This window comes from Mucilaginibacter sp. SMC90 (assembly GCF_022811725.1).
Lineage (GTDB): Bacteria > Bacteroidota > Bacteroidia > Sphingobacteriales > Sphingobacteriaceae > Mucilaginibacter.
Genome location: NZ_CP094527.1, coordinates 8,001,030 through 8,027,353, shown reverse-complemented (window position 1 = coordinate 8,027,353; position 26,324 = coordinate 8,001,030). Strand labels below are relative to the sequence as shown.

The 26,324-nt window shown below is 43.1% G+C and carries 28 protein-coding genes; 15 read left to right on the top strand and 13 right to left on the bottom strand.

The genetic code is table 11. From position 1 onward, the window contains the following. Positions 1-142 precede the first annotated feature (142 nt). The gene (locus MTO98_RS33680; RefSeq protein WP_243484133.1) at positions 143-1,024 is read left to right on the top strand and encodes a DMT family transporter; all 882 of its coding nucleotides are present in this window, start codon (positions 143-145) and stop codon (positions 1,022-1,024) included. 218 nt (positions 1,025-1,242) lie between these two features. Here the strand turns inward: MTO98_RS33680 and MTO98_RS33675 are convergent, their stop codons facing one another. Continuing rightward, positions 1,243-1,683, bottom strand: a complete 441-nt coding sequence (locus MTO98_RS33675; RefSeq protein ID WP_243484131.1) for a nuclear transport factor 2 family protein — start codon at positions 1,681-1,683, stop codon at positions 1,243-1,245. Between the two features lie 124 nt (positions 1,684-1,807). Here MTO98_RS33675 and epsC point away from each other — a divergent pair, with 124 nt between their 5' ends. Continuing rightward, positions 1,808-2,638 (top strand): serine O-acetyltransferase EpsC, encoded by an 831-nt coding sequence (epsC, locus tag MTO98_RS33670; protein ID WP_243484130.1) that lies wholly within the window; start codon positions 1,808-1,810, stop codon positions 2,636-2,638. A gap of 25 nt (positions 2,639-2,663) precedes the next feature. Beyond that, positions 2,664-3,536: a cysteine synthase CysM gene (gene cysM, locus MTO98_RS33665; protein WP_243484128.1), complete on the top strand. Its 873-nt coding sequence runs from the start codon at positions 2,664-2,666 to the stop codon at positions 3,534-3,536. Positions 3,537-3,661: 125 nt separating this feature from the next. On the opposite strand, the gene MTO98_RS33660 is transcribed toward cysM, so the two are convergent. Continuing rightward, positions 3,662-4,267, bottom strand: coding sequence for an HAD family phosphatase (locus MTO98_RS33660; RefSeq protein WP_243484127.1), 606 nt, complete (start codon positions 4,265-4,267; stop codon positions 3,662-3,664). 68 nt (positions 4,268-4,335) lie between these two features. Between MTO98_RS33660 and MTO98_RS33655 the strand changes: the two genes are divergently transcribed. Further along, positions 4,336-4,521, top strand: coding sequence for a hypothetical protein (locus tag MTO98_RS33655; protein WP_243484125.1), 186 nt, complete (start codon positions 4,336-4,338; stop codon positions 4,519-4,521). Next, on the top strand, positions 4,509-4,817 hold the full coding sequence (locus tag MTO98_RS33650) for a type II toxin-antitoxin system RelE/ParE family toxin (protein ID WP_243484124.1): 309 nt from the start codon (positions 4,509-4,511) through the stop codon (positions 4,815-4,817). The genes MTO98_RS33655 and MTO98_RS33650 overlap by 13 nt, the downstream gene beginning before the upstream one ends. On the opposite strand, the gene MTO98_RS33645 is transcribed toward MTO98_RS33650, so the two are convergent. The 4 genes from MTO98_RS33645 to thrA form a co-directional block, all read right to left on the bottom strand. Next, positions 4,818-5,174, bottom strand: coding sequence for a hypothetical protein (locus tag MTO98_RS33645; RefSeq protein ID WP_243484122.1), 357 nt, complete (start codon positions 5,172-5,174; stop codon positions 4,818-4,820). It lies immediately after the preceding gene. Between the two features lie 187 nt (positions 5,175-5,361). After that, a complete protein-coding gene (thrC, locus tag MTO98_RS33640; RefSeq protein WP_243484120.1) occupies positions 5,362-6,672 on the bottom strand; it encodes a threonine synthase in 1,311 nt (436 codons plus the stop codon). A 187-nt stretch (positions 6,673-6,859) separates the two neighbouring features. Beyond that, positions 6,860-7,858: a homoserine kinase gene (locus MTO98_RS33635; protein WP_243484118.1), complete on the bottom strand. Its 999-nt coding sequence runs from the start codon at positions 7,856-7,858 to the stop codon at positions 6,860-6,862. 192 nt (positions 7,859-8,050) lie between these two features. Then, positions 8,051-10,501 (bottom strand): bifunctional aspartate kinase/homoserine dehydrogenase I, encoded by a 2,451-nt coding sequence (gene thrA / locus MTO98_RS33630; RefSeq protein WP_243484116.1) that lies wholly within the window; start codon positions 10,499-10,501, stop codon positions 8,051-8,053. A 695-nt stretch (positions 10,502-11,196) separates the two neighbouring features. On the opposite strand from thrA, the gene rsgA reads away from it, so the two are divergent. Then, positions 11,197-12,117 (top strand): ribosome small subunit-dependent GTPase A, encoded by a 921-nt coding sequence (gene rsgA, locus MTO98_RS33625; RefSeq protein WP_243484114.1) that lies wholly within the window; start codon positions 11,197-11,199, stop codon positions 12,115-12,117. A gap of 244 nt (positions 12,118-12,361) precedes the next feature. Here rsgA and MTO98_RS33620 read toward each other — a convergent pair whose 3' ends face one another. Further along, positions 12,362-13,555, bottom strand: a complete 1,194-nt coding sequence (locus MTO98_RS33620) for a serine hydrolase (protein WP_243484112.1) — start codon at positions 13,553-13,555, stop codon at positions 12,362-12,364. A gap of 111 nt (positions 13,556-13,666) precedes the next feature. Next, on the bottom strand, positions 13,667-14,905 hold the full coding sequence (locus MTO98_RS33615; protein ID WP_243484110.1) for a cystathionine gamma-synthase family protein: 1,239 nt from the start codon (positions 14,903-14,905) through the stop codon (positions 13,667-13,669). A gap of 229 nt (positions 14,906-15,134) precedes the next feature. Here MTO98_RS33615 and dtd point away from each other — a divergent pair, with 229 nt between their 5' ends. Further along, positions 15,135-15,593: a D-aminoacyl-tRNA deacylase gene (gene dtd, locus MTO98_RS33610; protein ID WP_243484108.1), complete on the top strand. Its 459-nt coding sequence runs from the start codon at positions 15,135-15,137 to the stop codon at positions 15,591-15,593. A 134-nt stretch (positions 15,594-15,727) separates the two neighbouring features. Then, on the top strand, positions 15,728-16,099 hold the full coding sequence (locus tag MTO98_RS33605; protein WP_243484107.1) for a GxxExxY protein: 372 nt from the start codon (positions 15,728-15,730) through the stop codon (positions 16,097-16,099). A gap of 99 nt (positions 16,100-16,198) precedes the next feature. On the opposite strand, the gene MTO98_RS33600 is transcribed toward MTO98_RS33605, so the two are convergent. Both MTO98_RS33600 and MTO98_RS33595 read right to left on the bottom strand, forming a co-directional pair. Beyond that, positions 16,199-16,474, bottom strand: a complete 276-nt coding sequence (locus tag MTO98_RS33600; protein WP_243484105.1) for a hypothetical protein — start codon at positions 16,472-16,474, stop codon at positions 16,199-16,201. Between the two features lies 1 nt (position 16,475). After that, the gene (locus tag MTO98_RS33595; RefSeq protein WP_243484103.1) at positions 16,476-17,051 is read right to left on the bottom strand and encodes a sigma-70 family RNA polymerase sigma factor; all 576 of its coding nucleotides are present in this window, start codon (positions 17,049-17,051) and stop codon (positions 16,476-16,478) included. A 250-nt stretch (positions 17,052-17,301) separates the two neighbouring features. Between MTO98_RS33595 and MTO98_RS33590 the strand changes: the two genes are divergently transcribed. From MTO98_RS33590 to MTO98_RS33575, 4 genes are read left to right on the top strand one after another with little or no spacing between them, the layout of a single operon-like run. Next, positions 17,302-18,138 carry a thioredoxin family protein gene (locus MTO98_RS33590; RefSeq protein WP_243484102.1) on the top strand — a complete coding sequence of 279 codons (837 nt, stop codon included), beginning with the start codon at positions 17,302-17,304 and terminating at the stop codon, positions 18,136-18,138. A gap of 38 nt (positions 18,139-18,176) precedes the next feature. Next, positions 18,177-18,884 carry a cytochrome b/b6 domain-containing protein gene (locus MTO98_RS33585; protein WP_243484100.1) on the top strand — a complete coding sequence of 236 codons (708 nt, stop codon included), beginning with the start codon at positions 18,177-18,179 and terminating at the stop codon, positions 18,882-18,884. Beyond that, positions 18,856-19,668, top strand: coding sequence for a molybdopterin-dependent oxidoreductase (locus MTO98_RS33580; protein ID WP_243484099.1), 813 nt, complete (start codon positions 18,856-18,858; stop codon positions 19,666-19,668). Before MTO98_RS33585 ends, MTO98_RS33580 begins: the two co-directional genes overlap by 29 nt. A gap of 53 nt (positions 19,669-19,721) precedes the next feature. Further along, positions 19,722-21,089 (top strand): MFS transporter, encoded by a 1,368-nt coding sequence (locus MTO98_RS33575; protein ID WP_243484097.1) that lies wholly within the window; start codon positions 19,722-19,724, stop codon positions 21,087-21,089. Between the two features lie 279 nt (positions 21,090-21,368). Here MTO98_RS33575 and MTO98_RS33570 read toward each other — a convergent pair whose 3' ends face one another. From MTO98_RS33570 to MTO98_RS33560, 3 genes are all read right to left on the bottom strand, one after another. Then, positions 21,369-22,253 carry a sugar phosphate isomerase/epimerase gene (locus MTO98_RS33570; protein ID WP_243484094.1) on the bottom strand — a complete coding sequence of 295 codons (885 nt, stop codon included), beginning with the start codon at positions 22,251-22,253 and terminating at the stop codon, positions 21,369-21,371. A gap of 172 nt (positions 22,254-22,425) precedes the next feature. Further along, a complete protein-coding gene (gene def / locus MTO98_RS33565) occupies positions 22,426-22,998 on the bottom strand; it encodes a peptide deformylase (protein ID WP_243484092.1) in 573 nt (190 codons plus the stop codon). A gap of 17 nt (positions 22,999-23,015) precedes the next feature. Then, positions 23,016-24,245, bottom strand: coding sequence for a pitrilysin family protein (locus MTO98_RS33560; protein ID WP_243487966.1), 1,230 nt, complete (start codon positions 24,243-24,245; stop codon positions 23,016-23,018). 147 nt (positions 24,246-24,392) lie between these two features. On the opposite strand from MTO98_RS33560, the gene hpt reads away from it, so the two are divergent. The 3 genes from hpt to MTO98_RS33545 all read left to right on the top strand — a co-directional run bounded on the left by hpt (position 24,393) and on the right by MTO98_RS33545 (position 26,283). Next, positions 24,393-24,932, top strand: coding sequence for a hypoxanthine phosphoribosyltransferase (hpt, locus tag MTO98_RS33555; protein ID WP_243484091.1), 540 nt, complete (start codon positions 24,393-24,395; stop codon positions 24,930-24,932). A 115-nt stretch (positions 24,933-25,047) separates the two neighbouring features. Next, positions 25,048-25,548: a hypothetical protein gene (locus MTO98_RS33550; RefSeq protein ID WP_243484089.1), complete on the top strand. Its 501-nt coding sequence runs from the start codon at positions 25,048-25,050 to the stop codon at positions 25,546-25,548. Between the two features lie 12 nt (positions 25,549-25,560). Next, positions 25,561-26,283, top strand: a complete 723-nt coding sequence (locus MTO98_RS33545) for a transposase (protein ID WP_243484087.1) — start codon at positions 25,561-25,563, stop codon at positions 26,281-26,283. Positions 26,284-26,324 lie beyond the last annotated feature (41 nt).

The following is a 26,324-nucleotide window of genomic DNA, read 5'->3' as shown; positions in this document are numbered from 1 at the left end:
CTCTTCCTTTTTTGCTAATCAAAGCCAGTTGTTGTGCAACTGTTTTTGAACCTTTTTCAATACCATTTTCAAAACAAATTTATTCAATACGGGCAATTGCATGTTTCCTTGTGTTTGTCCGGTTCATCTTACTTAGCAAAAAATGAAAAAAACATTTATTCTGCTGCATGTAGCAGTTATACTGGCAGGCTTTACCGGCGTATTCGGAAAGCTTATTTCTTTAAATGAATACTTACTTACCTGTTACCGTACCCTGTTCTCCTTTTTATTCCTGGCTATTATTGTTTGGATCAGGAAGCCGCAATTTAACTATTCGTGGGCAAGCATCCGGGAAATGGGTAAGGCTGGGTTGTTGATAGCGTTTCACTGGGTGTTTTTTTACGCCAGTATTAAATACTCTAATGTTTCTGTTGGGGTAGTTTGTTATTGCCTCACCAGTTTTTTTACAGCGTTTCTGGCACCACTTATTAATAAAAAGCCATTTAATATAACCGAATTGCTGTTAAGTACACTCACCCTTGCCGGCATTGGGTTGATCTTTCATTTCGATACTTCATTCCGTACCGGGATCATCCTTGGGGTGATATCATCTTTCCTGGCATCACTTTATACGATTTTTAATGAGCGGTTAGTTAAAAAATACGAATCAACCGTTATCAACATGTATCAAATGCTGGCTGGATGCATTGCCTTAATTGTAGTTTTACCGGTATATCTCCATTTTTTTCCTTCACAAACAATAATGCCGGGAGTCGCCGATACGATTTATCTCTTGCTTTTGGCGCTTTTTTGTACCGTTGGGCTTTACGTGCTGGTTGCAGAAACCTTAAAAAAGATCTCTGCATTTACGGTTAACCTTACTTTTAACCTTGAGCCCATTTACAGTATTTTACTGGCGATGGTTTTGTTCAATGAATCCAGGCAGCTTAATTTATCTTTTTACGCGGGGCTTTTAGTGATCATTATATCGGTTGCTTTACAAGCAGGGATAAGCCGGAGGAAAAGGTTAGGGACAGATTTGTGATAGCGGGCTTGGAATTCAGCCTTACGAAGTTTTTAAAACTTCGTAAGGCTGGATTCCGTAGGGAAAGTTATATGATTATAAAAGCATGTCGTTGCGAGTGATAGCGCGGCAATCTCGTCGGATGCAGGGCGGATTTGCAAGTATTTATGCATGGCTACGAGATTACCACGTCGCTCCAACGCTCTATCCTTGCCGCTGCGCTGGCAATATATTTATTGTCACCCTTGTTTAGATACCCTCGCTGCCGCCAGCGCAGGCAAATCCATATTGCCATCCTGTTTAATGAGGTTAAGTTTATGTTTGGTAATGATCCATTTGCCATCTGTTTCAATCAATTCGGTATCATAAGTGCCTTCCACAGTCCACAGTTCTTCGCCAATAAAATGATCGGCTTTGCCATAGTAATGTACATGTGCTATGGTTCCGTTTTGCATTACATAAAAATCGGCCAGTTGGTGATGCGTTTTGTCGAAACCCGGTAAAAAGCCACGCCATGCGGTAATAATTCCTTCACGGGCCACAATGCTTGCCGGGCTGCCTGTCATGGAGCTATAATCAAGCTCTATATTTTCGGCAAGCGAATTTTTAACTTTGGCCCAGTCCCGCTCATCTGCTCCGCCAAAGAGGGCTGCTACTGTTTCAATTATTTGATCTTTCATGGTTTGCATAGGTTAAAATTCACTCAAATATCAATTATCCGGCTCATTTTACATATTAACAACAATCTTTTACATAAACTTGTACTGTTAATGGTTGTTTTCCCAAAGCAGCCTTCTATAAAACATGAGTCAGGATTTTTATCAACATATTTTTGCTAAACAGCAAAATCTGGAAGCTGTGCCTTCAAACCGTGAAATAACGGCATGGGCATTAAAGGTTATCCATTTGCTGTATCCCGAACAAACAGGGCAGCAGTTTGCTTCTGTAGAAGAGTTGAAGGATGAATTTATCAGGCTTGAGAATGAGCTTTGTGAAATTATGCACGCCACTAAAGCCTGTCATAATTGCGATACCTCAAAACTGGCAAAGAAATTCTTTGAAGGACTTCCCGAGCTGTTTCGCATCCTGAATACGGATATCCGGGCTATTTTCAATGGCGATCCGGCTGCGCGCAGCGAGTTTGAGGTTATCCGTACCTATCCGGGATTTTATGCCATTTCGCTTTATCGGGTAGCACATAGCCTTTATATTGACGATATTCCATTGTTGCCCAGGATCCTTACCGAATATGCCCATTCTAAAACAGGGATAGACATTCATCCTGCTGCCAAAATAGACGAGTATTTCTATATAGATCATGGTACCGGTATTGTTATTGGCGAAAGCTGTAAAATAGGCAAGCATGTAAAACTATACCAGGGTGTTACTTTGGGTGCACTAAGTGTAGATAAAAGCATGGCCAACACCAAGCGCCACCCAACGGTTGAGGACAATGTGGTGATCTATTCCGGGGCTACCATTTTGGGCGGCGATACCATTATTGGGCATAACAGTGTGGTAGGGGGGAACGTTTGGCTAACCAAGAGCCTGGCCCCAAACTCAAGAGTGTATCACACCCCAAATCACCGTATCTTAAAAAGACTAAGCATTAAATTGTTTGGCCATAAGAAGTAAACCATTTACCTAATAAAAATATATAATGGCTGCATTGATAGATCTGATAGGCAATACGCCTATGGTAGAAATAAAAAAGCTTAATCCCAACCCCAAAGTGAGGATCTTTGCCAAGCTGGAAGGAAATAACCCCGGTGGCAGCGTGAAAGACCGTGCCTCGCTCAATATGATCAGGAGCTCAATTGAGCGTGGTGACATCAAACCCGGAACCAAACTTATTGAAGCAACAAGCGGCAATACCGGCATAGCATTGGCTATGATAGCAAGGCTGTTTGACCTGGAAATAGAGTTGGTAATGCCCTCCAATTCCACCCGCGAGCGCACGCTTACCATGGAAGCTTTTGGTGCAAAAGTTACCCTGCTGGAAGGAATAGAGTATTGCCGCGATTATGCCGAAGAAAAGGCCGCCACAGGCGAATATTTTCTGCTGAACCAGTTTGCCAACCCGGATAACTACATGGCCCATGTAAAAACTACCGGCCCCGAAATTTGGCGCGACACCGAAGGAAAGATCACCCATTTTGTGAGTGCGATGGGTACCACCGGTACCATCATGGGCTGTTCAAGATATTTGAAAGAGCAAAATGCCGATGTGCAGATAGTGGGTTGCCAACCGGTTGAGGGTTCTTCAATTCCAGGCATCCGCAGGTGGCCTGAAGAATATCTGCCAAAGATATTCGACGCGAAACGGGTTGACAGGGTAATGGATATTTCGCAGGATGATGCTACTCAAATGGCCCGCCAAATGGCCAAAGTTGAAGGGGTTTTTGCAGGTATGAGCAGCGGCGGGGCGCTATCAGCAGCAATAAAACTGGCTCAGGAGCTTGAAGAAGGCGTGATCGTGTTTATTTGCTGTGATCGCGGCGACAGATATTTAAGCAGTGAATTGTTTGGATAAGAAAACACCATGTCATTGCGAGGAACGAAGCAATCGCATGCTATACAGAGCGAATCTGCTTACGTGCGATTGCCACGCTATCGCTCGCAATGACACAAATTAATATCCGTAGGTAATCCAATGTTTTATAAAAGCTCCAAACCCTTCAACTCCACTTCTAAAGCATCTGATGATGTAAAGTGGATACATTTGATCCCCATTTTTTCGGCTGCTAAGATATTGCGATAGTTATCGTCAATAAACAATGCCTCGCCGGCTTTTACATTGTAACGATCGAGCAGGATCTGGTAAAAGGCCGGGGTTGGTTTCCGCATTTTTTCGGTACCCGATACCACAATGCCGTCAAACCAGTTTAAAAACTCAAAGCGCTCCTGGGCCATCGGAAACGTTTCGGCCGACCAATTAGTCAATGCGTAGATCTTGTATTTGCCACTTTCCTTTAGCTGTTTGAATAGCTCTACGGTGCCATGAAATGGCTCGCCCAACATTTCAACCCAGCGGGAATAAAAAGCGCGGATATTGGCTTCATGTTCGGGGAATTGGGCGATAAGCAGATCGGTACCTTCTTGCAGGGAACGGCCGGCATCCTGTTCCTCATTCCAGTCGGAAGTGCAGATATTGGCCAGAAAATCTATCATTTCCTGTTCGTTGGTAAACAGGGTGCGGTACATATAATGCGGATTCCAGTCAATTAAAACGGCACCCAGATCGAATATTATAGTGTTGATCATTAGTGTTAAAACTTAAAGCTAATAAACACTTTAAATTTTAATTAGTAAATTAGATTATTAAATAGTTAATGATGCTAACGAAAGAAGAAGTGCTAAAGACAGTAAATGATTTGCCTGGCGAATTTAGCTTTGATGAGATATTAGACCGGTTAATGTTGTTGAATAAAATTGACGTTGGTATTGAACAATCAAACAACGGCGAAACACTGTCTACAGAGGAAGCTAAAGAAAGCTTGGCTAAATGGTTGAAATAAACTGGACTAAGCAGGCAATTAAGGACATTGACAATATAGCCGAATTTATAGCTAAGGACTCTGTTCATTACGCTCAGATGCAGGTTCAACGATTGCTATTATGCGTTAAACCTTTAGAGAGATTTCCAAGAAGAGGTAAAGTTGTTCCTGAAAAACAAGACCCTTTAATAAGAGAAGTACTGGTAGGGAGTTACCGGGTGATTTATAGAATTATAAACAAGACCCGGATTGATGTACTTACCGTTCATCACAGCAAACGACTGCTTAAAAACAACCCTGCTTTTAAACCCCGATAATCATTTCTTTTTTGCGTGGGTTTCATGAACTTCGGCCTTGGTAACCACCGAATCTTTCAGGAAAACAACAAGTGTTTGGGTATAAACTAAAGTGCCTTTACTGTACTGCCTGTCGAGATCATAAACCATACTATCCTTGTTGCTTAACTGAGGGCGGTGAAGTAAATGGATCACCTGTTGATATTTAAGGTTATTGAGCTGCTTGCTTGCAATCAGGTCTTCAACCATGCTGGGGCGATAAGCGAAGGTGAGGCCATCTCCGTCATCCCATTTATCACGGTCGAACTTTTGTTTACGGCTGCAGGCGGTTAGGCAAATTGCCAGAAGGCAGGTAAATATCAGGGTTTTGTTAAACATTTTTGTTTCGGTATTGAATCAGGTGCCGGCGGTATTTACCTAACCATGTCATTGCGAGCGGTAGCGTGGCAATCGTATGCTATACAGAGCAGATCTGCATAGTTACGAGATTGCTTCGTTTCTCGCAATGACATGTTGGTGGCTGCTTTCTTTTAAAAGCTTTTTCCAGCAGCTAAAAATACTTAAATTAATTAACCCCTAAAAGGTAGCCTTTAAAATCAGCAAAATCTTTACTGATGGCTACTGCCAGTTTGGTTTTTGATTCCAGTTCTTTTACCTGTTCGGGCACATCAATTTTAGCAGCTACCTCATCGCTGAAAACATCGGGGAATTTACAAGGATGTGCTGTTGAAAGGAATACACCGGCGGTATCTGCAGCGGCATGGTCCTGTTTGTAATCGGTTAGGGCCTGCCAGGCTATAGCAGTATGCGGACAAACCACATAATCATAATTATCAAATACCCAATTAATGGCTTTTACGGTTTCTTCGTCATCATATTTAAAACCAACAACAAGCTCTTTAAGTGCTTCGGTATCGTTTTTAAACAGATCGGCAATGCGTACCCAATTGCTCGGGTTGCCAACATCCATCGCGTTAGATAATGTTGCAACAGATGGTTTAGGCTGATAAACGCCGGTTTTTAAAAACTCGGGAACGGTATCATTAACATTGGTTGCAGCAATGAATTTCTCGACAGGCAAGCCCATTTTCCAGGCCAACAAACCAGCGCCGATATTACCAAAATTGCCGCTCGGCACCGAGAAAACCACTTTTTTAATCCCTTGCCTTAACAGCTGTGCATAGGCATTGAAATAGTAAAAAGTTTGCGGAACCAAACGAGCTATGTTAATAGAGTTGGCAGATGTAAGGCGGAATTTTTCGTTCAGTTCTTCATCAACAAAAGCCTGTTTCACCAAAGCCTGGCAATCATCAAAAGTGCCGTCTACCTCAAGTGCGCGAATATTTTGGCCGTTGGTGGTTAGCTGCTGTTCCTGCACGCCGCTCACTTTGCCTTTAGGATAAAGGATAGTAACCCGGGTATTAGGTACGCCTAAAAAGCCAAGGGCTACAGCACCGCCTGTATCGCCACTGGTTGCAACCAATACATCAAGCTGCTTTTCGCCGGGTTCAAGGAAATAGCTCATTACACGGCTCATGAACCGTGCGCCAAAATCTTTGAATGCCAGTGATGGGCCATGAAATAACTCCAGCACGTAAACATTATCTTCTAATTTAACAATTGGGGCCGGGAAGTTGATAGCATCATCGATCAGTGCTTTCAGATCAGCTTCAGGAATAGAATCACCAAGCAGGTTTTGGGCTACTTTAAAAGCGATTTCGGGCAAAGTATATTTATCAAGGTTATTGATAAAATCATTATCCAAACGGGGGATGCTATAAGGCATATACAAACCCTTATCCTGTGGCATACTATTAAAAACGGCATCTTTAAAAGATACTTCGGATAAGGTGTTATTGGTACTGTAGAGTTTCATTTTTTGATTTCGGATTTCGGAATTTCGATTTCGGATTTATTTTTTTCTGCACTCGTCATTGCGAGGTACGAAGCAATCGCGAACTATACAGGGCGGACCTGCTTATCGGCGATTGCTTCGTACCTCGATGACATGGCTTTTTATAGTTTTGACTTATAACTTACTACTTCTGGCTTTAGACTCGGGACTATCCCAAAACCTTAGGCCCCGCGTCATTTATAGTTGATACGTAACTGTTCGAGCCGATTTTTAAACCGGTTAAATGCTGCTGGAGCTTTTGGGTAATACTGTGGGCTGTTGCTTCATCTCTTGTAAAGGCAAAAACAGATGGGCCCGAACCAGAAATGCCAAAGCTTACGGCACCAAGCTCCATAGCCATTTCGCGCATTTTATAAAAATCAGGGATCAGCATAGAGCGTACCGGTTCAACCAGTACATCCTTCATACTGCGACCGATCAGGTCGATATCCTGCATAAATAAACCGCTCACCAGGCCGGCAATATTGCCCCATTGGGTTACGGCATCCTTCATCTGGATATTTTTGCGGATGATCTGGCGGGCTTCGCGCGTAGGGACATCCACGTCCGGGAAAACAATAGCGCACCACAGGTTTTTAGGGTGAGGTAACCTTACCACATCAAGCGGCTCATAACTACGGATCAGCACAAAGCCACCGAACAGAGCAGGGGCTACGTTATCGGCATGGCCATGACCGCAAGCCATTTCTTCGCCTTTCATGGCAAAAGGCAATAGTTTTATAGGGTCGGAATCATCGCCCAATAAAGTTTTGATGGCAAACAAACCCGCAACCGTACTGGCCGAGCTTGAACCCAAACCACTGCCGATTGGCATTTTTTTATGCAATTCGATATCCAAACCAATATCGGCACGGCCAACACTTTGTAAGTAATGCTGTACGCTAACACTCACGGTGTTTTTTGCCGGGTCAAGTGGCAGGCGACCGTCATCACCGGTAATTTTACTGATGGTGATGCCCGGTTTGCCGGTCACACGCATGACCACCTCGTCGCCGGGTTCATCAACCGCAAAACCCAGCACATCAAAACCGCAAACCACGTTGGCTACAGTTGCCGGGGCAAAAACGTGGATGCTGTCGCGGCCCCCGTTCCCTGAAAGGGGAGCCGCTTGCGGGGCTGCTTTTAATTCCTCTAAATTATTTTCCATTATTCAAAATATCAAACTATTATTTGTCGCTTTCAGGTATAACTCTGAAGCTAAAAAGCGAGGGTAGTGTGATTCCCCTCTCGAGAGGGGTGGAGGGGTGTGTTCCCGCTTTGAATATCTATCGCATAAACACACCCCTGCTAACGCTCTTGCCCGTCGCGCCCCCTCTCAAGAGGGGATTTAAAACGGCTCTTAATTCGCGCCCACGTTTATTAAATCAGCAAATACACCCGCGGCGGTTACTTCGGCACCTGCGCCGGGGCCTTTTACTACCAGCGGACGCTCACGGTACCTGTCGGTAGTGAACGATATAATGTTATCACTGCCCGATAGCATGTAGAACGGATGGTTTTCATCAACCATTTGCAGGGTGATGCTTACTTTACCGTTTTCCAGTTTGCCAATGTAGCGTAATACCTTTCCGTCTTTTTCGGCCGCATCTTTTAGTTTGGCAAAATGCGCGTCTTCGGTTTTTAATGTTGCGTAAAAATCTTCAACGGTTTTGGCTTCAAGGCTTGCTTTTGGCAACACGCTTTCTATTTCAACGTCGGCTTCTTCCATCGGGTAGCCGGCATCGCGGGCAAGGATGAGCATTTTGCGCATAAAATCCTTACCGCTCAGGTCATCACGAGGATCTGGTTCGGTATAGCCTTTTTCCTGGGCCTCTTTAACCACATCGTGGAAATTGGCATCGCCCTTAAAGTTATTAAAGATGAACGAGATAGTGCCCGAAAGTATTGCCTCGATCCGTTGTACCCTGTCGCCGCTGTTCATCAGATTTTTTAAGGTATTGATGATTGGCAGACCGGCACCAACGTTGGTTTCGTAAAAGAAATCAACACCATGGGCACGGGCGGTATCTTTAAATGTGCGGTATTGCTTATAGCTGCCCGAGTTACCTATTTTATTACAGGTGATCACCGAGATATTGGCTTTAAAGATCTCCTCATAAAAACCGATAGGAACAGGACTTGCAGTATTATCAATGAATACACAATTGGGCAGGTTCATTTCTTTCATGCGGTTGATGAACGATTGCAGATCGGCCTCGTAAGGTGACGATTGCAGATCATCCCGCCAGGTATCCAGCGAAATGCCATCGCTGTTGAAAGTCATTTTACGGGTATTGCTGATACCGGCTATTTTAACCTGGATGCCGTTGTTGTCTTTTAGGTAGTCGCTATGGGCATTTAATTGATTGAACAACGTTTTACCGATGTTGCCCGTACCCAAACAAAATGCATGCAGAGTTTTGGTAAGCTGCACAAAGAATGCATCATGTACAGCGTTCAGGGCTTTTGAAAGATCGTTGGCCGAGATGATCACTGAGATATTATACTCTGACGAACCCTGTGCTATAGCCCTTACGTTTACACCATTACGGCCCAGCGCATGGAACAGCTTGCCCGACATGCCCGGGGTTTGTTTCATATTTTCGCCTACGATAGCCAGGATAGCAAGGTTTTTTTCGATAACTAAATGTTCCAGTTTTTTGGCGGCAAGCTCCAGTTCAAACTCCTGTTCTATAACCTGTTTAGCACGCTCGGTGTCCTGCGGCTGAACAGCGAAGGTTATGCTATGCTCGGATGACGACTGGGTGATCAGGATCACGTTGATCTGCTCGCGGGCAAGTAAGGAGAACAACCTGCCGCTAAAACCCGATTTGCCTACCATGCCGCTACCCTCTAAGTTGAGGATGCTGATATTATTGATAGATGAGATCCCTTTAATTGGCAGGGTAGAGGCCTTGCAATCATCACGGATCACGGTACCTTCAAATTCAGGCTCGAAGGTGTTTTTGATCACGATAGGGATCTTCTTTAAAAATGCCGGGATCATGGTTGGCGGATAGATCACCTTGGCACCGAAGTAGGAAAGTTCCATGGCTTCGGTATAAGTAAGCTCGGTTAGGGAGAACGCTTTTTTCACCATGCGCGGATCGGCGGTCATCATGCCGTTAACGTCGGTCCAGATCTGGATTTCCTGCGCGTTTAGAGCTGCGCCGAAAATAGCAGCGGTATAATCGGAGCCGCCGCGACCTAAAGTTGTGGTTTGGCCGACATCGTTTGAAGCAATAAAACCGGTAACGATCAGCGTTTTGCCTTTATTTTCGGCATACAGGCCTTGTACCAGTCGTTCGGTTAGTTCGGTATTTACTTTGGCGTTGCCGAAAGCGCTGTCGGTTTTGATCACATCGGCGGCATCAACAAAAAGCACATCGCCAAAATGCTGGGCCGCAATTTTGCTCACCATCAGGGTTGAGCAACGTTCGCCAAAGGCCAGCACCTGGTCGCGGGTTTTCGGGGTAAGTTCGCGAAGGGTAAGTACACCCTGTAGCAGTTCTTCCAGCTGGTTGAAGTGAATTTTTAAGCGGGTGAGAGCCGGGTTTTGGTTTTGTACGTCCAAAAGGGCTTTCACCGCATCAAAATGGCGCTTTTCAAGCTCGGCAAGCCCGGCGGTAAATTCAATACCGTTGGCCGCGTCTTCGGCCATGGCCGAGAGCAGATTGGTTACGCCGCCCATGGCAGATAATACCACCACCGGCTTTTCATCATTTTTTACTTCATCCTTCAGGATGCTTAACAGGGTTTGGATGCTGCTTACAGATCCAACGGAAGTACCTCCGAATTTTAAAACTTTCATTTATGGGTTTAGTATCAAGCTATAACAAAAAAGCCTTCCTCTTTGCGGAGGAAGGCTTTCATCTGGTTTCATTTTTTATGTTTTTACACCATACGATTATCTTCCTCCGAGGTTTATGCCGGTGGTAATAATAGTTGTAATAATGGTGTTGTTAATTGTCATATATAATGTCTGTAAAGTAAGTAGATTATTTTTGAATACGCAAGAATTATTTTATAAATTATGATTTTCGCAATAATTATCAGGCGACCGGGTGTGGAAATGATGGATTTGATAATGAGGTTAATAGATAAAAGGTTTTATCAGTAATTGCATATTATTGAAGATTGACAAGCTGCACTTACGAAGTCTTTAAGCGGTTTAAGACACTTGCGAAGTTTCAAAAACTTCGAATGCTTTGCCGGAGAGATACAATCTAAACGAATAGCACAGATCGTAGAGTAGAAAGTGATTAGTGTAATTGGATTAATTCGTTAAAATTCGTGTTTAAATTTCTACACGAATACTGAGCAACCTGTACACAATTAGCCGAATTACACGAATCATGGAGCAGAGAATCAATTCGTGCAATTAGATTAATTCGCTAAAATTTGTGTGGAAGTTCTTTATACATCATAACGGCAATTCGTTTAATTCGCATCAATTCGAAAAAATTAGTGTCAAATTTAAATTTGCTACTTTTGAACCTTGATAATATGCAGGGACTAATAACAAAATCAACCGGAAGCTGGTACCAGGTACAAACACCCGATGGACAAAAGATAGATTGTCGCATCAAGGGAAAGTTCCGGATCAAAGGTATCACCACCACCAACCCTATTGCGGTTGGCGATATCGTTGATTTTGAAATGGAGCCCGATCGTGAAGATGGTGTGATCACGAATCTGCGTCAGCGTAAAAATTATATCATCCGTAAGGCCATTAACCTGAGTAAGCAGGCGCAGATCATTGCAGCCAATCTTGACCAGGCCATTCTGGTAGTAACACTGGCCTCGCCGCGTACTTCCCTTGGTTTTATCGACAGGTTTTTGGTAACCGCCGAAGCCTATGATATCCCTGCAAGATTAGTATTCAATAAACTCGATCTTTTCAGCGATGAAGGCCTTGAAGTTTTGGCTGATTATAAGGCGATTTATGAAGATATCGGCTATCCCTGCTTTGAGGTGTCAGCCATTGAGGGTACTAATATCAACCAGGTACAGGATTTGTTAAAGGATAAAGTAACCCTGTTCTCCGGTCACTCGGGTGTAGGCAAGTCAAGCCTGATCAACGCACTGCTGCCCGAACTGGAACTGCGCACCAATATGGTATCCGACTGGAGTGATAAAGGCATGCACACCACCACCTTTGCCGAAATGTTTGAGTTACCCCAGGGCGGTTTCATCATTGATACCCCCGGTATCCGAGAACTGGGTGTGATCGACATTGAAAAACAGGAGCTTGGCCATTTCTTCCCCGAAATGCGCGAACGCATGCACGATTGTCGTTTTAACAATTGCCGCCATATTAACGAGCCCGGCTGCGCCGTTCTCGAAGCTTTGGAAGAAGGCGAGATAACCCTATCCCGCTATGAAAGCTACCTGAGTATTTATCATGGTAATGATACGAGAGCATAGGGGAGAGAAGCAAGACCGTTAGAATCAAGAACCAGGAAAAACTTAAGTTAAAAAAAGCCATGTCATTGCGAGGAGCGGCATGGGCAAAAGCGCTTGGGGCGACGCGGCAATCCCGTAGCTATACAGGGCAGAGATGCATTGGCAACGAGATTGCCGCGCTGCGCTCGCAATGACATATTTTTTTAAATAGAGATAATTTCATCTTCTGAACGCCCATGGCGTTGTCAACACACCATTTCTTTTCTTACTTCTTCGTCGCTTCTTTCACAAGCACATCAACAATAGCCTGTTTATTAGGTAAATACTTATTACACAAAAAGAGTCCGCCTTTACCAGTGGTCGTGTTAAAAAACAAATAAGTACCAACACCCGGGTCATCGCCGTCATGGCCAATAGTGCCGTTGGTGTATAAATTCCAGAAGATGCCTTTATTGCGGTATGTTAAATTTATGTTTTTAGGCGGATGCTCTTTGCTGAACTGCGCGGTGAACATAGTTTGGTATGATGCTTCGGTCAGCAGTTTTTTATCATGTTTGCTGATGGCCATTAAGTACTTGCTCAAATCTTCGGGCGAAGTTTTGAGCCCACCATCAGGATAGGTAACCAGGTCATATAGTGGGAACCGGTTTTTTAGGTCGAGATATAAATAAGCGTGTTTCTTTAAATCTATATCCGAAACATGCCAGCCTGAATGATCCATCTTTAACGGTTTCAGAATGTATTTTCTGGTGAAGTCCGCGTACGAAAGCCCTGATTTGATCTCGATCAGATAAGCAACCAGTGCCGAACCAATATTACTGTATGAGGAAGTGCTGCCTGCCGGCCCGTCGCCAAAATTGGCCTTGCTGTAATATTGACCTTGCGAAGCCAGGTAATTGTACATGAACTGTGCTACAGTGGTATCCTTTAGTTTATCACCAAAGCCCATCTGGTTTAGGGTGTTTATTGATACACTGTCGTACGCCCGTAGTTTAGGATAAAAATGATAACAGTAGTGATAAATTTCTGGGTTATCAACAATGCCCGAGGTGTGGTTGGTTAATTGCCTGATGGTTATTTTACCATTAGGATCGTTAGGGTTAGTTACCTTGAAAGGCAATACATCATTAATGTCGGTTTCCAAAGTAAAGTACTTCAGCTCTATGGCTTTCATTAACGCAACGGCAATAAAGGTTTTACTCACCGAGCCAATGTTTTGGATTGTACTTGCCGAGTATGGGATTTGATTAGCAATATCACCATAACCAAAGCCCTGCGAATAAGTTATTTTGCCGGCATCGGTCATGATCACATACATACCGGGCAGGCTTTCCTGCGTAAATGCCTGTTGCAGTTTAATGGTTAATGAATCGGAGTTGGTTTGCGCTTTAATGGCGTTTGACAACAGGGCGAAGGTTACAGCTAAAAGAAATGTTTTCAAGGTTTTATAGGTTTTCATATATCTATATTACAACAAAGAGCAGATAAACCCCTATTGATCAATGAAATTATTTCTTTAGCCCGCTCTTTTAATAAAAAAAGCCTTGTGATATTCACAAGGCCCTGATATTTATTCGCCTAAGGCGGTCTTGAAATCCTCAAGCAAATCCTCAAGGTCTTCAATACCTACCGACAGGCGGATCATGCTTTCAGGAATGCCCATTTCAGCACGGCGCTCGGCACCAAGCTCAAAGAAAATGGTTTGTGCAACCGGGATAGCCAGCGTGCGGGTATCGCCAAGGTTGCTTGACTTTACAACCAGTTTTAACTTGTTTAAAAAGGCAAGACAATCAATACTTTCATCAAGTTCGATACTCATCAAACCACCGTAGCGGGCAAACAACTCGCCTGCTAAAGCATGCTGCGGGTGCGATTCAACGCCGGGATAAAATACTTTTTTAACTTTCGGGTGATTGTCGAAATATTTAGCCAGTGCCAAAGCGTTGCTGCAAGCGCGGTCAAGGCGTAATGCCAGGGTTTCGGCACCAACGGATATCGTGTGTGCTGCCTCTGGCGATAAGGTGCCTCCGCTATCGCGTAAGCCTTTCTTGCGAATTTGGGTCATGCCCAGGTTCTCGGGTTTTACAGTAGCCTTAAAGCCAGGGAAAATGTTTGGATAGTTTGCCCAATCAAACAAACCTGTGTTGGTTACCGCACCGCCCAATGCGTTGCCATGGCCGCCAATATATTTGGTAAGCGAGTTGATCACCAAGCTGGCTTTCACATTAATGGGGTTAAACAGGTATGGTGAGGTCATGGTGTTATCAACCACGTACATAATGCCTTTTTCTTCGCACAGATCGCCAATATTTTTAAGATCGGCAATTTGAGTGGCGGGGTTGGCAATTGTTTCAACAAACACCATGCGGGTGTTTTCTTTTATCGCCGCACGTACATTATCGGCAGCAGTGGCATCGACAAAATCAATGCTGATACCCATATCAATAAACGTTTGGAAAATACTGCGGCTGTTACCAAACAAAAACGAGCTGGCCACAATATGGTCGGTACCTTTAATAAGGGCCATAACCGTTGCCGAAATAGCCGCCATGCCTGTTGAGAAAGCGATACTTGATACACTTTTTTCCATTTGGGTTACTTTTTGCTCCAGGGCGGTAACAGTAGGGTTGCCCTGGCGCGAGTAAGCATAGCCGCTCTTTTTGTTCTGGAAAATATCAACCAGGTCCTGTACATCGTCGTGCCCATAGGTTACCGAAGTGTGGATGGGTTTGTGTAATGAACCATGTTCGGGTTTGCCAAGACGATCGGCATGTAATATGGTGGTAGTGAAGCCTCTTTTGGTACTCATTTTTTATCCTATTAATTAGATATACATAATAGCGGTTGCGAACTTAATTAATTACAAACTAATTCCACGAATGGAATTAACACTAATTGCACTAATGATAACGAATTGACACGAATGCTTTTATGATGGCTTGAACTTTATCGAATTACACGAATTACTTTATATGAGGTAGATGATTAGTGAAATTCGCCTAAATTGTGACCAACATAAATTAATTCGTGTAAAAATTATGAGGGCTGTACTACAACGTGTTACCCAGGCAAGCTGTACTGTTGATGGAAATGTTACAGGCGAAATAACCGCCGGATTTTTGGTTTTATTAGGAATTGAAGATGCCGACACCACTGAAGATCTGCAATGGCTGGCCAATAAGATAGTGGGCATGCGTGTGTTTAACGATGAGAACGGCCTCATGAACAAAGCCCTTGCTGATATTGACGGAGATATCCTGCTGATTTCGCAGTTCACCCTTTTCGCGCAAACTAAAAAGGGAAATCGTCCGTCGTTTTTAAGGGCGGCCAAGCCGGATAAGGCTATCCCGATGTACGAGCAAATGATCCAAACACTTGAAACATTAACCGGAAAAAAAGTGGCCACGGGCATTTTTGGTGCCGATATGAAGATCAATTTATTGAATGATGGGCCGGTGACTATTATAATGGATACGAAGGATCGTGATAGCCATTGAGAATGGAGCCTTTACTGTTGATAATATGGAAAAAAATTTCCACACGAATTTATTCGAATTAACTAATTACACGAATTGTTTTAAATCAGAATCAATACATTCGATTAAACTAAAAAATTAAATCTTTTCCACCTATGCCTATTTTATTTAAAGAGGAATCGTTTAAAATAATTGGCGCTTGTTATGAAGTTCATACAGTTTTGGGGCATGGATTCATTGAAGCAGTTTATAAGGATGCTCTTGAAATAGAATTTACCAGGCTGGGTATTCCATTTACGCGTGAAAAGCCTTATACGATAATCTATAAAGAACAGGAATTAAAGCACTACTTTTTTGCCGATTTTGTAGTTTATGATAGCATCATACTTGAAGTGAAAACCAGTGGCAATATTATTGATCCGCATCTTAAGCAAACACTAAACTACCTGAAAGCTTCCGGTCTTAAACTTAGTATCGTTCTAAACTTTGGTAAACCATCTTTTGAATCGCAAAGAGTAATTATTTAAGCAATACAACCTGAATTGGTGTAATTCGAATAATTGTGTGAAATGTGCAAATAATTCGTGTGGAAATTTTTAATTCGTTCTTCTCATTCGTGATAAAATCTATTTATTACCCAATCCCTTTTCAATCCTCGCCTGCAAATCAGCTTTAAAAGCATCATCCAATTTCAGCTCATTCTTCAACGAGTCCTGAAAAAGCTGCTGTACCATATGATTGATTACGCGGCTTTGTTTATTGTATAATACGCACATGCCGCAACCGGCCAGGTGAATCCTCAACTCTATTTCCTCGCGAAAGCTAAGCCGGTCAAGCTGCTTTTTTTCGATCAGGAAAGTAGCCTGCTTGCAGTTATATATGATTTTATTTAGATAACTCATTTTAATTCCAGTTTTTTTGGAGGCACGCCCTCAGGTTAACTTTTGCCCGGTGAATGATTACCCAAAAGTTGGCGGGGGTAACATGCAGTTCGGTGCAGATATTTTCGGTAGCGGCATCATCAATATGTTTCATAGTAAAAACCGCATTCCATAAAGCAGGAAGCTTTTGCATGCATTTTTGCAGGATGCTGTTCAGCTCTTTTTTTAATAAAGGGTCCTGGTCGTCCATCCCAACGATGGGTTGAGGTGCATATTCGGCTTTCCAGTGACCATTATCTTCCTCAAAAAAATCATCCTGCTCCTGCGCGGTCTTACCGGCCGAAACTATGGCTAAACCCGATGACTTTTTGCGGTATACATCAATAATTTTATTTTTCAGGATGGCAGTAAGCCACGTTCGTTCGGTGCTTTTGCCTTCAAACTTATCAACCTTTTCAAGGGCTGCTAAAAAAGTTTCCTGTACCAGGTCTTTAGCCATATCCTCGTCATTGATGCGCACAATGGCATAGGTATACAGGTAATCGGCATAGGTGGCAACCCATTTATGAGGGTTCAATATAGTGGCGTCGATTATCATGAAGTGTGGTATGCTAATATAATGGCTGTGTTAGTCGGGCACAAACCGAAATCCTTACAAAAATAAACGCGAATTTGATTTTTATTTTAAAATCAGGCCTTCCTGCTGACTGTGATTTACATGGCGCGTGTTAATAATGAGCTTATTATGCCGATATTTATATCGGCCAGAAAAATTAAGAAATTATTGTAAGGTTATCCCCATAAACCCGACAAAGGAATAAAAACGTATATCATTCAATCCGGATAAAATGAAAAAGATCAAGGTGTTGGCACTTGTGCTGTTTTTTGTATGTTCGATAATTATTTCAGCTGCTTTTATGAGCTGTAAAAGCGCGGCTAAAAATAGTAAAGAGAAAGATTTTAAATACGAGAGCAGGGGCTTCGCACTGGTTGAGCTGTTTACTTCCGAAGGTTGTTCAAGCTGTCCGCCAGCCGATGACCTGATTGCAAAGGTGCAAAAGGAAGTTGGTGATAAGCCCATTTATATTTTAGCCTACCACGTTGATTACTGGAACCGTTTAGGCTGGAAAGATGTTTTCAGCAGTTCGGATTATTCAAAGCGTCAAAATGAATATGCCCGTTGGTTAAAGCTGTCACAGGTTTATACGCCGCAGGTTGTGGTTAATGGTAAAACCGAGTTTGTAGGTTCGCAGGAAGAGGCTTTGCGTAATGCTATCAAAAACGGGCTGCAGGGCGGCAGCAATATTCAGTTAAGCCTCAACGTAACCCCTAATGCCGATAATACGGCTTCGGTGCAATATAAAATTGAAGGAAATGCCGGGGAGGGCAATAACGTGATAACGCTGGCGCTGGTGCAAAAGCAAGCCGAAATAAAAGTTGAGCGTGGTGAAAATGGCGGCCGCACACTGGCACACACTCAAATTGTACGTACCCTGCAAAGCCAGCCTTTAAGCAAAAATACGGGCACTGCAACGCTTGCCTTACCTGCGGGGTTTAAGTTGCCTGGTTGGGAAGTAATAGGTTTTGTGCAAAACAGCGGCAGCGGAGCAATTTTAGGGGTATCAAAAGTTAGGTTTAAAGCAACGGCAAAGGCCGATAATCAGTATACTAAAAATATACTATAGTTAAACACCGTTTATGCCGGTTGATATGTAACCACTAAATGAAAGTAATCAAAGAAAAACACCCCCTGTTAATGCGCTGGACGCACTGGGTAAACTTTCCCATCCTGACTATCATGATCTGGAGCGGGCTGCTTATTTACTGGGCTAACGATACTTATACGTTCACTATTTTCGGTGTTACGTTTATCCGTTTTTTTCCACAGGGTTTTTATGATGCCCTGCATATTCCCAAGCGGCTGGCCGAGGGTATGGCGTTCCACTTTTTATTCATGTGGTTTTTTGCGCTTAATGGCTTTTTGTATGTAATGTACACCATTATATCGGGCCAGTGGCGTGAACTGCTACCAAACAGGCATTCGTTTAAAGAGGCCTGGCTGGTGGTGTTGCATGACCTGCATATCCGCAAAATGGCGCCTCCTCAAAATAAATACAATGCTGCCCAGCGAATTGCCTATACGGCCATTATAGTAATGGGTTTTGGCTCGTTGATAACCGGGTTGGCCATTTACAAACCAGTACAGTTTAATTACCTGGCATGGATTTGCGGGGGGTACCACCTGGCCCGTATCTGGCATTTTGTGCTTACTATAGGCTATGTGTTGTTTTTCCTGGTTCATGTTGTTCAGGTTGTGCTTGCCGGCTGGAATAATTTCAGATCGGTGATTTCGGGCTTTGAGGTAATTGATGAAAAGCCGCAGCCTGTTATTCAAATTCAAAATGATGAAACTAACCAAAAAGCTGACTAAGGTTTTCAATAAAAATAAAGGTCCCAAAAAGGAGCTTACCGTTGAGCAAAAGATCAGCCGCCGCAATTTTATCTCTTTCGGCAGTTTCCTTGCATTGGGAAGTGCTGCTTATGGCGGATGGCGATGGCTTTATACCTCGCCCGACGAGGTGGCGGGCATTACGGGAGAGGCGCACAGGCCATTGCGTGCAGTACTCAATGCCAATGAAAAAGTAGTTCGCCAGCTATACAGCAATAAAAACCGGGTAAAAACCTATCCTAAAGAAATGGCTGCCAAAGTGGTGAGGCATAATAGTGATATTGGTTCGGAGGGGTTGATAGATGTAGATGCCTGGAAGCTGTCGGTCAAAAAAAGCAGTGGGGAAGTATTGAACGTTGGCATCGATGAAATCAGAAAACTACCCAAAACGGAGATCATTTATGATTTTAAGTGTGTAGAAGGCTGGGACCAGATCTCGCATTGGGGAGGCGTAAAATTCAGCGATTTTATTGCGCACTTTAAGCTCGATGCTGAAACGGAATTTGGATACGTAGGTATGGAAACTCCGGATAAAGAGTATTATGTGGGCGTTGACATGCCCAGCGCCATGCACCCGCAAACCCTGCTGGCCTATGAGGTTAATGAAAAGCCACTGCCTCCCAAACATGGCGCGCCTCTGCGACTTATTATCCCTGTTAAATATGGCATTAAAAACCTGAAACGGATTGGCAGTATCTCTTTCAGCAATAATCGCCCCCGCGATTACTGGGCCGAACAGGGGTATGATTATTACGCCGGATTGTAAAGAACCCGTTGATGCGGCTGCATTTGTGATGTAATATTTGCATATTGCATTAAATGCCGGCCGATAAACTACCACTTTCCAAACAGCTTGCTTATGCCTGTGGAATGATAGGGTGGAGCATCATGACCAATATTATCATCGTGATGCTGCCTTACTTTTACCTGCCGCCAAATAATGCAGGGCTTACCCCGCTGGTACCTCAGTTATTGCTTTTTGGCCTGTTTAATATCATGTCGGTAATTACTGCATCAGGCCGATTGGTTGATGCCTTTTTTGATCCTTTTATAGCATCATTAAGCGATAAAAGCGAAAGCCGGCGCGGGCGGCGTATCCCTTTTATGCAATGGGCGGTATTGCCGGCTGTTTTATTTTGCGGGTTAACCTTTTGCCCAATGTTAAAGGTTGAAAGCATTCATAATGCATACTGGCTTATCTTCACGCTCGTTTGCTTTTTTATGGGCGCTACGGCCTATATTATCCCCTACAATGCATTGTTGCCTGAGCTTACCCGTACCGGGCGTGAGCGGGTTAAACTTTCGTCATTACAACAGGTGGGCTTTGTGATTGGGATCATCCTGTCGGCAATGGTCAACAACTTTGCCGACTGGGTTGAGCGCTTTGCCGGCATCACCAATCGTGAAACTGCCGTGCAATATACCATTTGGGGGCTGGCGGTATTTGCAGGGCTTGTAATGCTGGTGCCTGTGTTTACGATTGATGAAAAGCGTTATTCCAATGGCCACCCATCGCATTTGTCATTATTTCCTGCCATTCAAAAAACCTTTCAGAACCGTAATTTCAAATATTACCTCATATCTGATTTTTCGTACTACATGGCATTAAGCATCATATCAAGCGGTTTATTGTTTTTCTTGAAATCGCTATTAAACCTGCCCGAATCAATGGGCGGCGAACTTATGGCCACCATGGTACTGGTATCGCTGCTGTTTTATCCGCTGGTTAACTACCTGTCGCTTAAGATCGGTAAAAAGCCAATTGTGCTTTTTTCGTTCGGGCTGCTGAGCTTGATCTTTGTAGCGATATTTTTCCTGGGCAAACTTCCGCTTACACCGCAGGCTCAGATCTATACACTGGTTATCAGCGCCTCGTTTCCACTGGCATCATTGGGCATCCTGCCCAATGCCATACTCGCTGAAATAGCGCAAAATGATGCTAAACGTACTGGAGAAAACCGTGAGGGAATGTTTTTTGCGGTTAAATACCTGTTTGTAAAGCTTGGACAAACATTAGGGATTGCTTTGTTTGCATTTTTAACCATTTATGGTAAAGACCCGGGGAATGATTATGGGCTGCGCCTGAATGGTATTTGCGGTTGCGTGCTGTGCTTGCTGGCTATTGTTTTCTTTAGCCGGTTCAGAGAAGGGAGGGGTGGTGCCAAAAGAAAAATTATCCACCATTGAGTTTTGAAACCCTGAAAAAGCTAATAGCGCAAGCGGCATGCTGACCGCCGCAGCAATTACCGGTATATTTTATTGCCCATAACCACTTGCTTGCCTGTTTGAGCTTCGGCAGCGCAGGCAAAAAGGAAAGATGCCAGTAAAATGGCTATGAGGTATTTGATGGTAGATGGGCTCATTTTTCCTTAACGTTGAATACTATGCATTGATTATGTTTATAAAATAAAAAGGCCCGTATTTTGTTTTAAATACAGGCCTTTAATTATGTGTGTAAAAGCAATATTACACAAGGTTCTTTTTAATGTAGCTGATACTTTGGCTAATGCTGTTAAAAGGATCGCCGGGGCAAACATCCTGTTCCACAAAGAAATATTGAAGTCCTGATTTTTTTGCCTGAGTGAAGATCTTTTTAAAGTCGATAACACCGTTGCCAACTTCAGTAAATTTCTTTTCAGGTGTTTTATCCATGTCCTTAACATGCCACAACGGGAAGCGGCCCGGATGCTTGTTGATCAGCGCAATAGGGTCTTGGTTGGCTTTGGTTACCCAGTAAAGGTCCATTTCCATTTTTACAAGATTTTTATCAGTGCTATCAAGCAAAATCTCGTATGGGTATTTGCCGTTCTCTTGTATAAATTCAAAATCGTGGTTATGGTAGCAAAGCTGGATACCTGCACCTTTACAGGTTTCGCCGGCAACGTCAAGCATGTTGGCTATTTTTTTATAGTGATCAAGATCACCGCGCTCTGACTGCGAAAGGTATGCGCATACCATGTATTTAACCCCGGCTGCGGCAGCATCATCAACTGCTTTTTTCCAGTCGTTCATGATGGTACCTTTCTGGTGCTCGCCGTTTACAAGCTCCTCACCTAAACGATAATGTGCACTTGGCATAATGAGGCCGTTTTGTTTTAACAGCGCAGCAAAATCTGTCGGGCTTTTTCCGTAAAACAATTCGGTGCCGGTGTAAGTAGCACCTTCAACCGAAGTATAGCCTAAACCGGCAACTTTGGCTAAGGCTGCAGCCGGATCGGCTGCCATGGCATCACGTACAGTATATAATTGTAAGCCGATGTATTTTTTATCATAGGCAAACAAATTAGGAGCTGCCAACAAGCCTGCTGAAAGCAGCGCCGAAGTTTTTAGGAATGAGCGTCTGGTAGTCATTGGTTATGTTTTTTGATTGGTTGTGTAAATATAACACATTAAAAATGCCAATTCAAAGACCCAAATAACATTGATTGGTTTAATTGCAGATCCTCATAAAAATGATACAAACGGATTGGTGTTAAACAAACAAGGCCGCAATTCTGCGGCCTTGTTTGTTCTTTATAGAAAATTATCGTCCTTTTTTAACATTGGGGAACTTCATTTTATAGTCTACATCAACCATGCCTTTTGAAATATCGTTAAGCTTTTTTTCAATAAGGCGTTTGCGCAGCGGGCTTAGCTTATCGGTAAATAACTTGCCTTCAATATGGTCATATTCATGCTGGATAACGCGTGCTGCCATACCCTTAAAAGTTTCTTCATGGTGCTTCCAGTCGGCATCATAATATGACAAACGTACAACGGGTTTGCGGTATACATCCTCGCGAATGTCGGGAATGCTCAGGCAGCCTTCGTTAAAGCCCCATTCTTCGCCGGTTTCCTCCAAAATGGTAGCATTGATAAATGCCTTTTTGAAATCCTTCAGTTCCGGTTCGTCGTCATCAAAAGGCGTGGCGTCAATTACAAATAAACGCATTGACATGCCCACCTGCGGAGCGGCCAAACCAACACCCCTGGCGGCATACATGGTTTCAAACATATTGTCAACCAGTTCTTTTATATGGGGATATTCGTCGGGCTCAATGGCCGTAGCTTTCTTTCTTAAAACAGGATCACCGTAGGCAATGATAGGGTACTTCATCTTGCAAAAATAAAGGATTATTGCTTAGGCTCAAATAGCAAAGTGATCAAGCGGTTATTATCAAAAATTTCATTGCTGATCTCCAATAATTGTTCGGCGCTTACCTGGTTAATTTTAGCAAAGATCTCTTCAAGGGTGTCAATACGGTTAAAGTCAACCATGCTTTTGGCCATGGCAATAATGAGGCTCATGCGGTTCTCTTCGGCCAATGCTATCTGCCCGATAAATTTTTGCTGTGCCTGGTGTAGTTGCAATGTCCCAAGCTTTTGGTCACGCAGCTTTTTTAATTCTTTATGAACCAGCTTTGAAGCCTTGTTTGCTTTCTCTGCATCGGTACCAAAGTATATGGAAAAAATGCCGGTATCTGTTAAGGGGGTGTAGTTTGATTCGACAGTGTATGCTATACCATGTTTTTCCCTGATCTCGAGGTTTAACCGGCTGCTCATGCCAACGCCACCCAGCAGGTTATTAAGTAACAATAACCCCCATTTATGCTCATGCCCTGATGGATAAGCCTGCGTGCCTATAATGCAATGTGTTTGTGAAATGGGCTTATTAACAAGATGGATACCGCCCGTAATTAGTTCGGGTTTTATCCGCTTTTTTTGAAGCTGGTTGAAAGGGACGTGTCCGAAATATTTTTCGGACATCGCAACCAATTTTTTGAAATCGTAATTGCCATGTACGGCAAATATCATTTCGGTTGTATTGTAATTTGCTGCAATAAACCGGCGGATGTCATCGCCGTTAAGCCTGCCAACCGTTTCGGGCGTTCCTAAAATGTTTTGGCCCATAGGGTGCCCCTTGAATAGCAGTTCCTCAAAATCATCCTGTATGGCCTCCTCGGGCTGGTCAAGATAGGATGCTATTTCATCTAAAATAACACCGCGTTCTTTTTCCTGCTCATCATCCGGAAATGTAGAGTGAAACAGAATATCCTCAAAAAGATCCATGGTACGGTCAAGGTGCTGATTAAGCAGTGATGCGTGGATGCAGGTATATTCTTTGGTGGTATAGGCATTCAAATCGGCACCAACAAGCTCAAGCCTGTTCAGGATCTGGTTGGTGTTACGGCGTTCGGTTTCTTTAAATAACAGGTGCTCAATAAAATGTGCAAGGCCTTCCTGGCCTGGAGTTTCATCGCGTGAGCCTGCGTTAACAATAAAGCAGCAATGTGTTATTGCTGATGGCCAGTGCTTGTAAAGGATACGAATGCCATTGGGCAAAGTATAAAGTTGATAGTCAATCATTCGGCTGCAAAGATAAGCTTATATGTCACAATTATTTTTCATGTTATTGTAAGTGATTTATAGTATTTTAGGCGTTTAAGGCCAAATGTATCTACTGTTAAAAGTATTTAGATGCTTTAGGCACACATAAGCACCTGACCCCTAATGAAAAAACAAATTGCCGACCTCGGATTTGAAGTATTGATAACTGCCCAACAGATTGAAGAACGCGTAAAAGCTATTGGCGCACAAATAAGTGAAGATTTTAAAGACACCATTCCGGTGGTGGTAGGCGTACTTAACGGCAGCTTTCTTTTTACTGCCGACCTGATCAAACAGGTAAGCATCCCCTGCGAAATCGGCTTCACCAAATTGGCCTCGTATTATGGCGGTACAACCAGTACGTTAAAAATACGCGAGGATATCGATTTAATAGTTGATATAAAAGGCCGTGATGTACTTATCATTGAAGATATTGTTGATACCGGTAATACGGCCCATTACCTGATTGAAAAACTCAAAGAACGAGAACCGGCTTCATTGAAATTATGCTCGCTATTGCTGAAGCCTGCCGCTTTGCAAAAAAAGATAGAAGAGCTTAAATACGTAGGCTTTGAAATTGAAAATGAGTTTGTAGTAGGATATGGTCTGGATTATAAAGAAATGGGCCGCAACCTGGCAGATATCTATAAAAAAGTAGGATAAATAGCAATATTGCCTTCATTAAATATCGGCCGTTAAGGTTGGTTTATAAGGCGTTGCGAGTAAATTTTTTAACAGCCAATTAAAACAATAGCGCAGCTGCTTCGTTTTAGGGTTTATGAAATATACATCTTTACTTTTATCTGGCTGTGTGGCAGCATCGTTCTTGTTTTCATCATGTGATAAAAAGCCGCCACTTACTTCTACCGTAGATATTACTGTAACCGATGGCTTAACCGGCGCTGCTTCGGCAGGTGCAACGGTAAAGCTGTATGACGATGTAAATAAGCCCAATACAGGTGAAGCTCCGTCATATACACTTACTGCAGATGCATCAGGAAAAGCCACGGCATCAGTTGCCTACATAGGAGGGTATTATGTTGTTGCTGAAAACGGATCCCGCAAAAGTTACTATAACGGCCTGATCCCGATAGGCATATTTAAAACGCAATCAGAAATTGACAGCAGCCCTACACAAACGCCAGCTGCAACAATAGGTTCAGTGAAGTTTAAGGATACCAATGGCGATGGCGTTATCAATGATTCGGACAAAACACACGCGCCAAATTTGTTTTTAGAAGCCGGGCAAACGCTTACTTATAGTACAGCGGTTTATTAATTTGATTAGTTAATGATTCGATACGTTGCCGTGAGGACACGGCAACGGGAAGGAAGGATTCGATTTAAACAGAAAAGCTACCGGATTAATCCGGTAGCTTTTCTGTTTAAATCGCTATTCTGGTCGCGCAATACAAAATCATCCCCGTTGCCGTGGAGACACGGCAACATGCAGGACATGCAATTATTCCCCAATTCTTGCTATGTTTATTTAATGGAGTTTGATGAGATCTATTTTTATACCGCTACAATTAACAACTGGACCCCCTTGCTTCAGGCTGATAAATTTAAACACATTGTTTTAAACAGCCTGATCCATCTTGTTAAGCAGAAAAAAATAGGGATTTATGGTTTTGTAATTATGCCCAATCACATTCACCTCATTTGGTCGGGATCAAAAATGAATGGTAAGGAAAAGCCTTTCGCCAGCTTTATGAAGTTTACCGGACATAAGTTTTTAGACGAATTGCGGACAACAGATGAGCCGTTGCTGGCAAAGTTCAAAACAGATTTGAGGAATAGAAATTACTTGTTTTGGCAAACTAATTCGTTACCGATAAAAATACTCGATCGAAAAATGTTAGAACAAAAGTTGGATTATATTCATCTCAACCCCCTACAATCACATTGGAATTTAACCGATGATCCCAATAATTATTATTTTTTATCGTGTTCATTTTATGAGCAGGAGGATAAAAAGTTTGATTGGTTAACGCATTATATGGACGTGATGTAACTTGTGTGTTGCCGTGGGGACACGGCAACATGGATGTTATT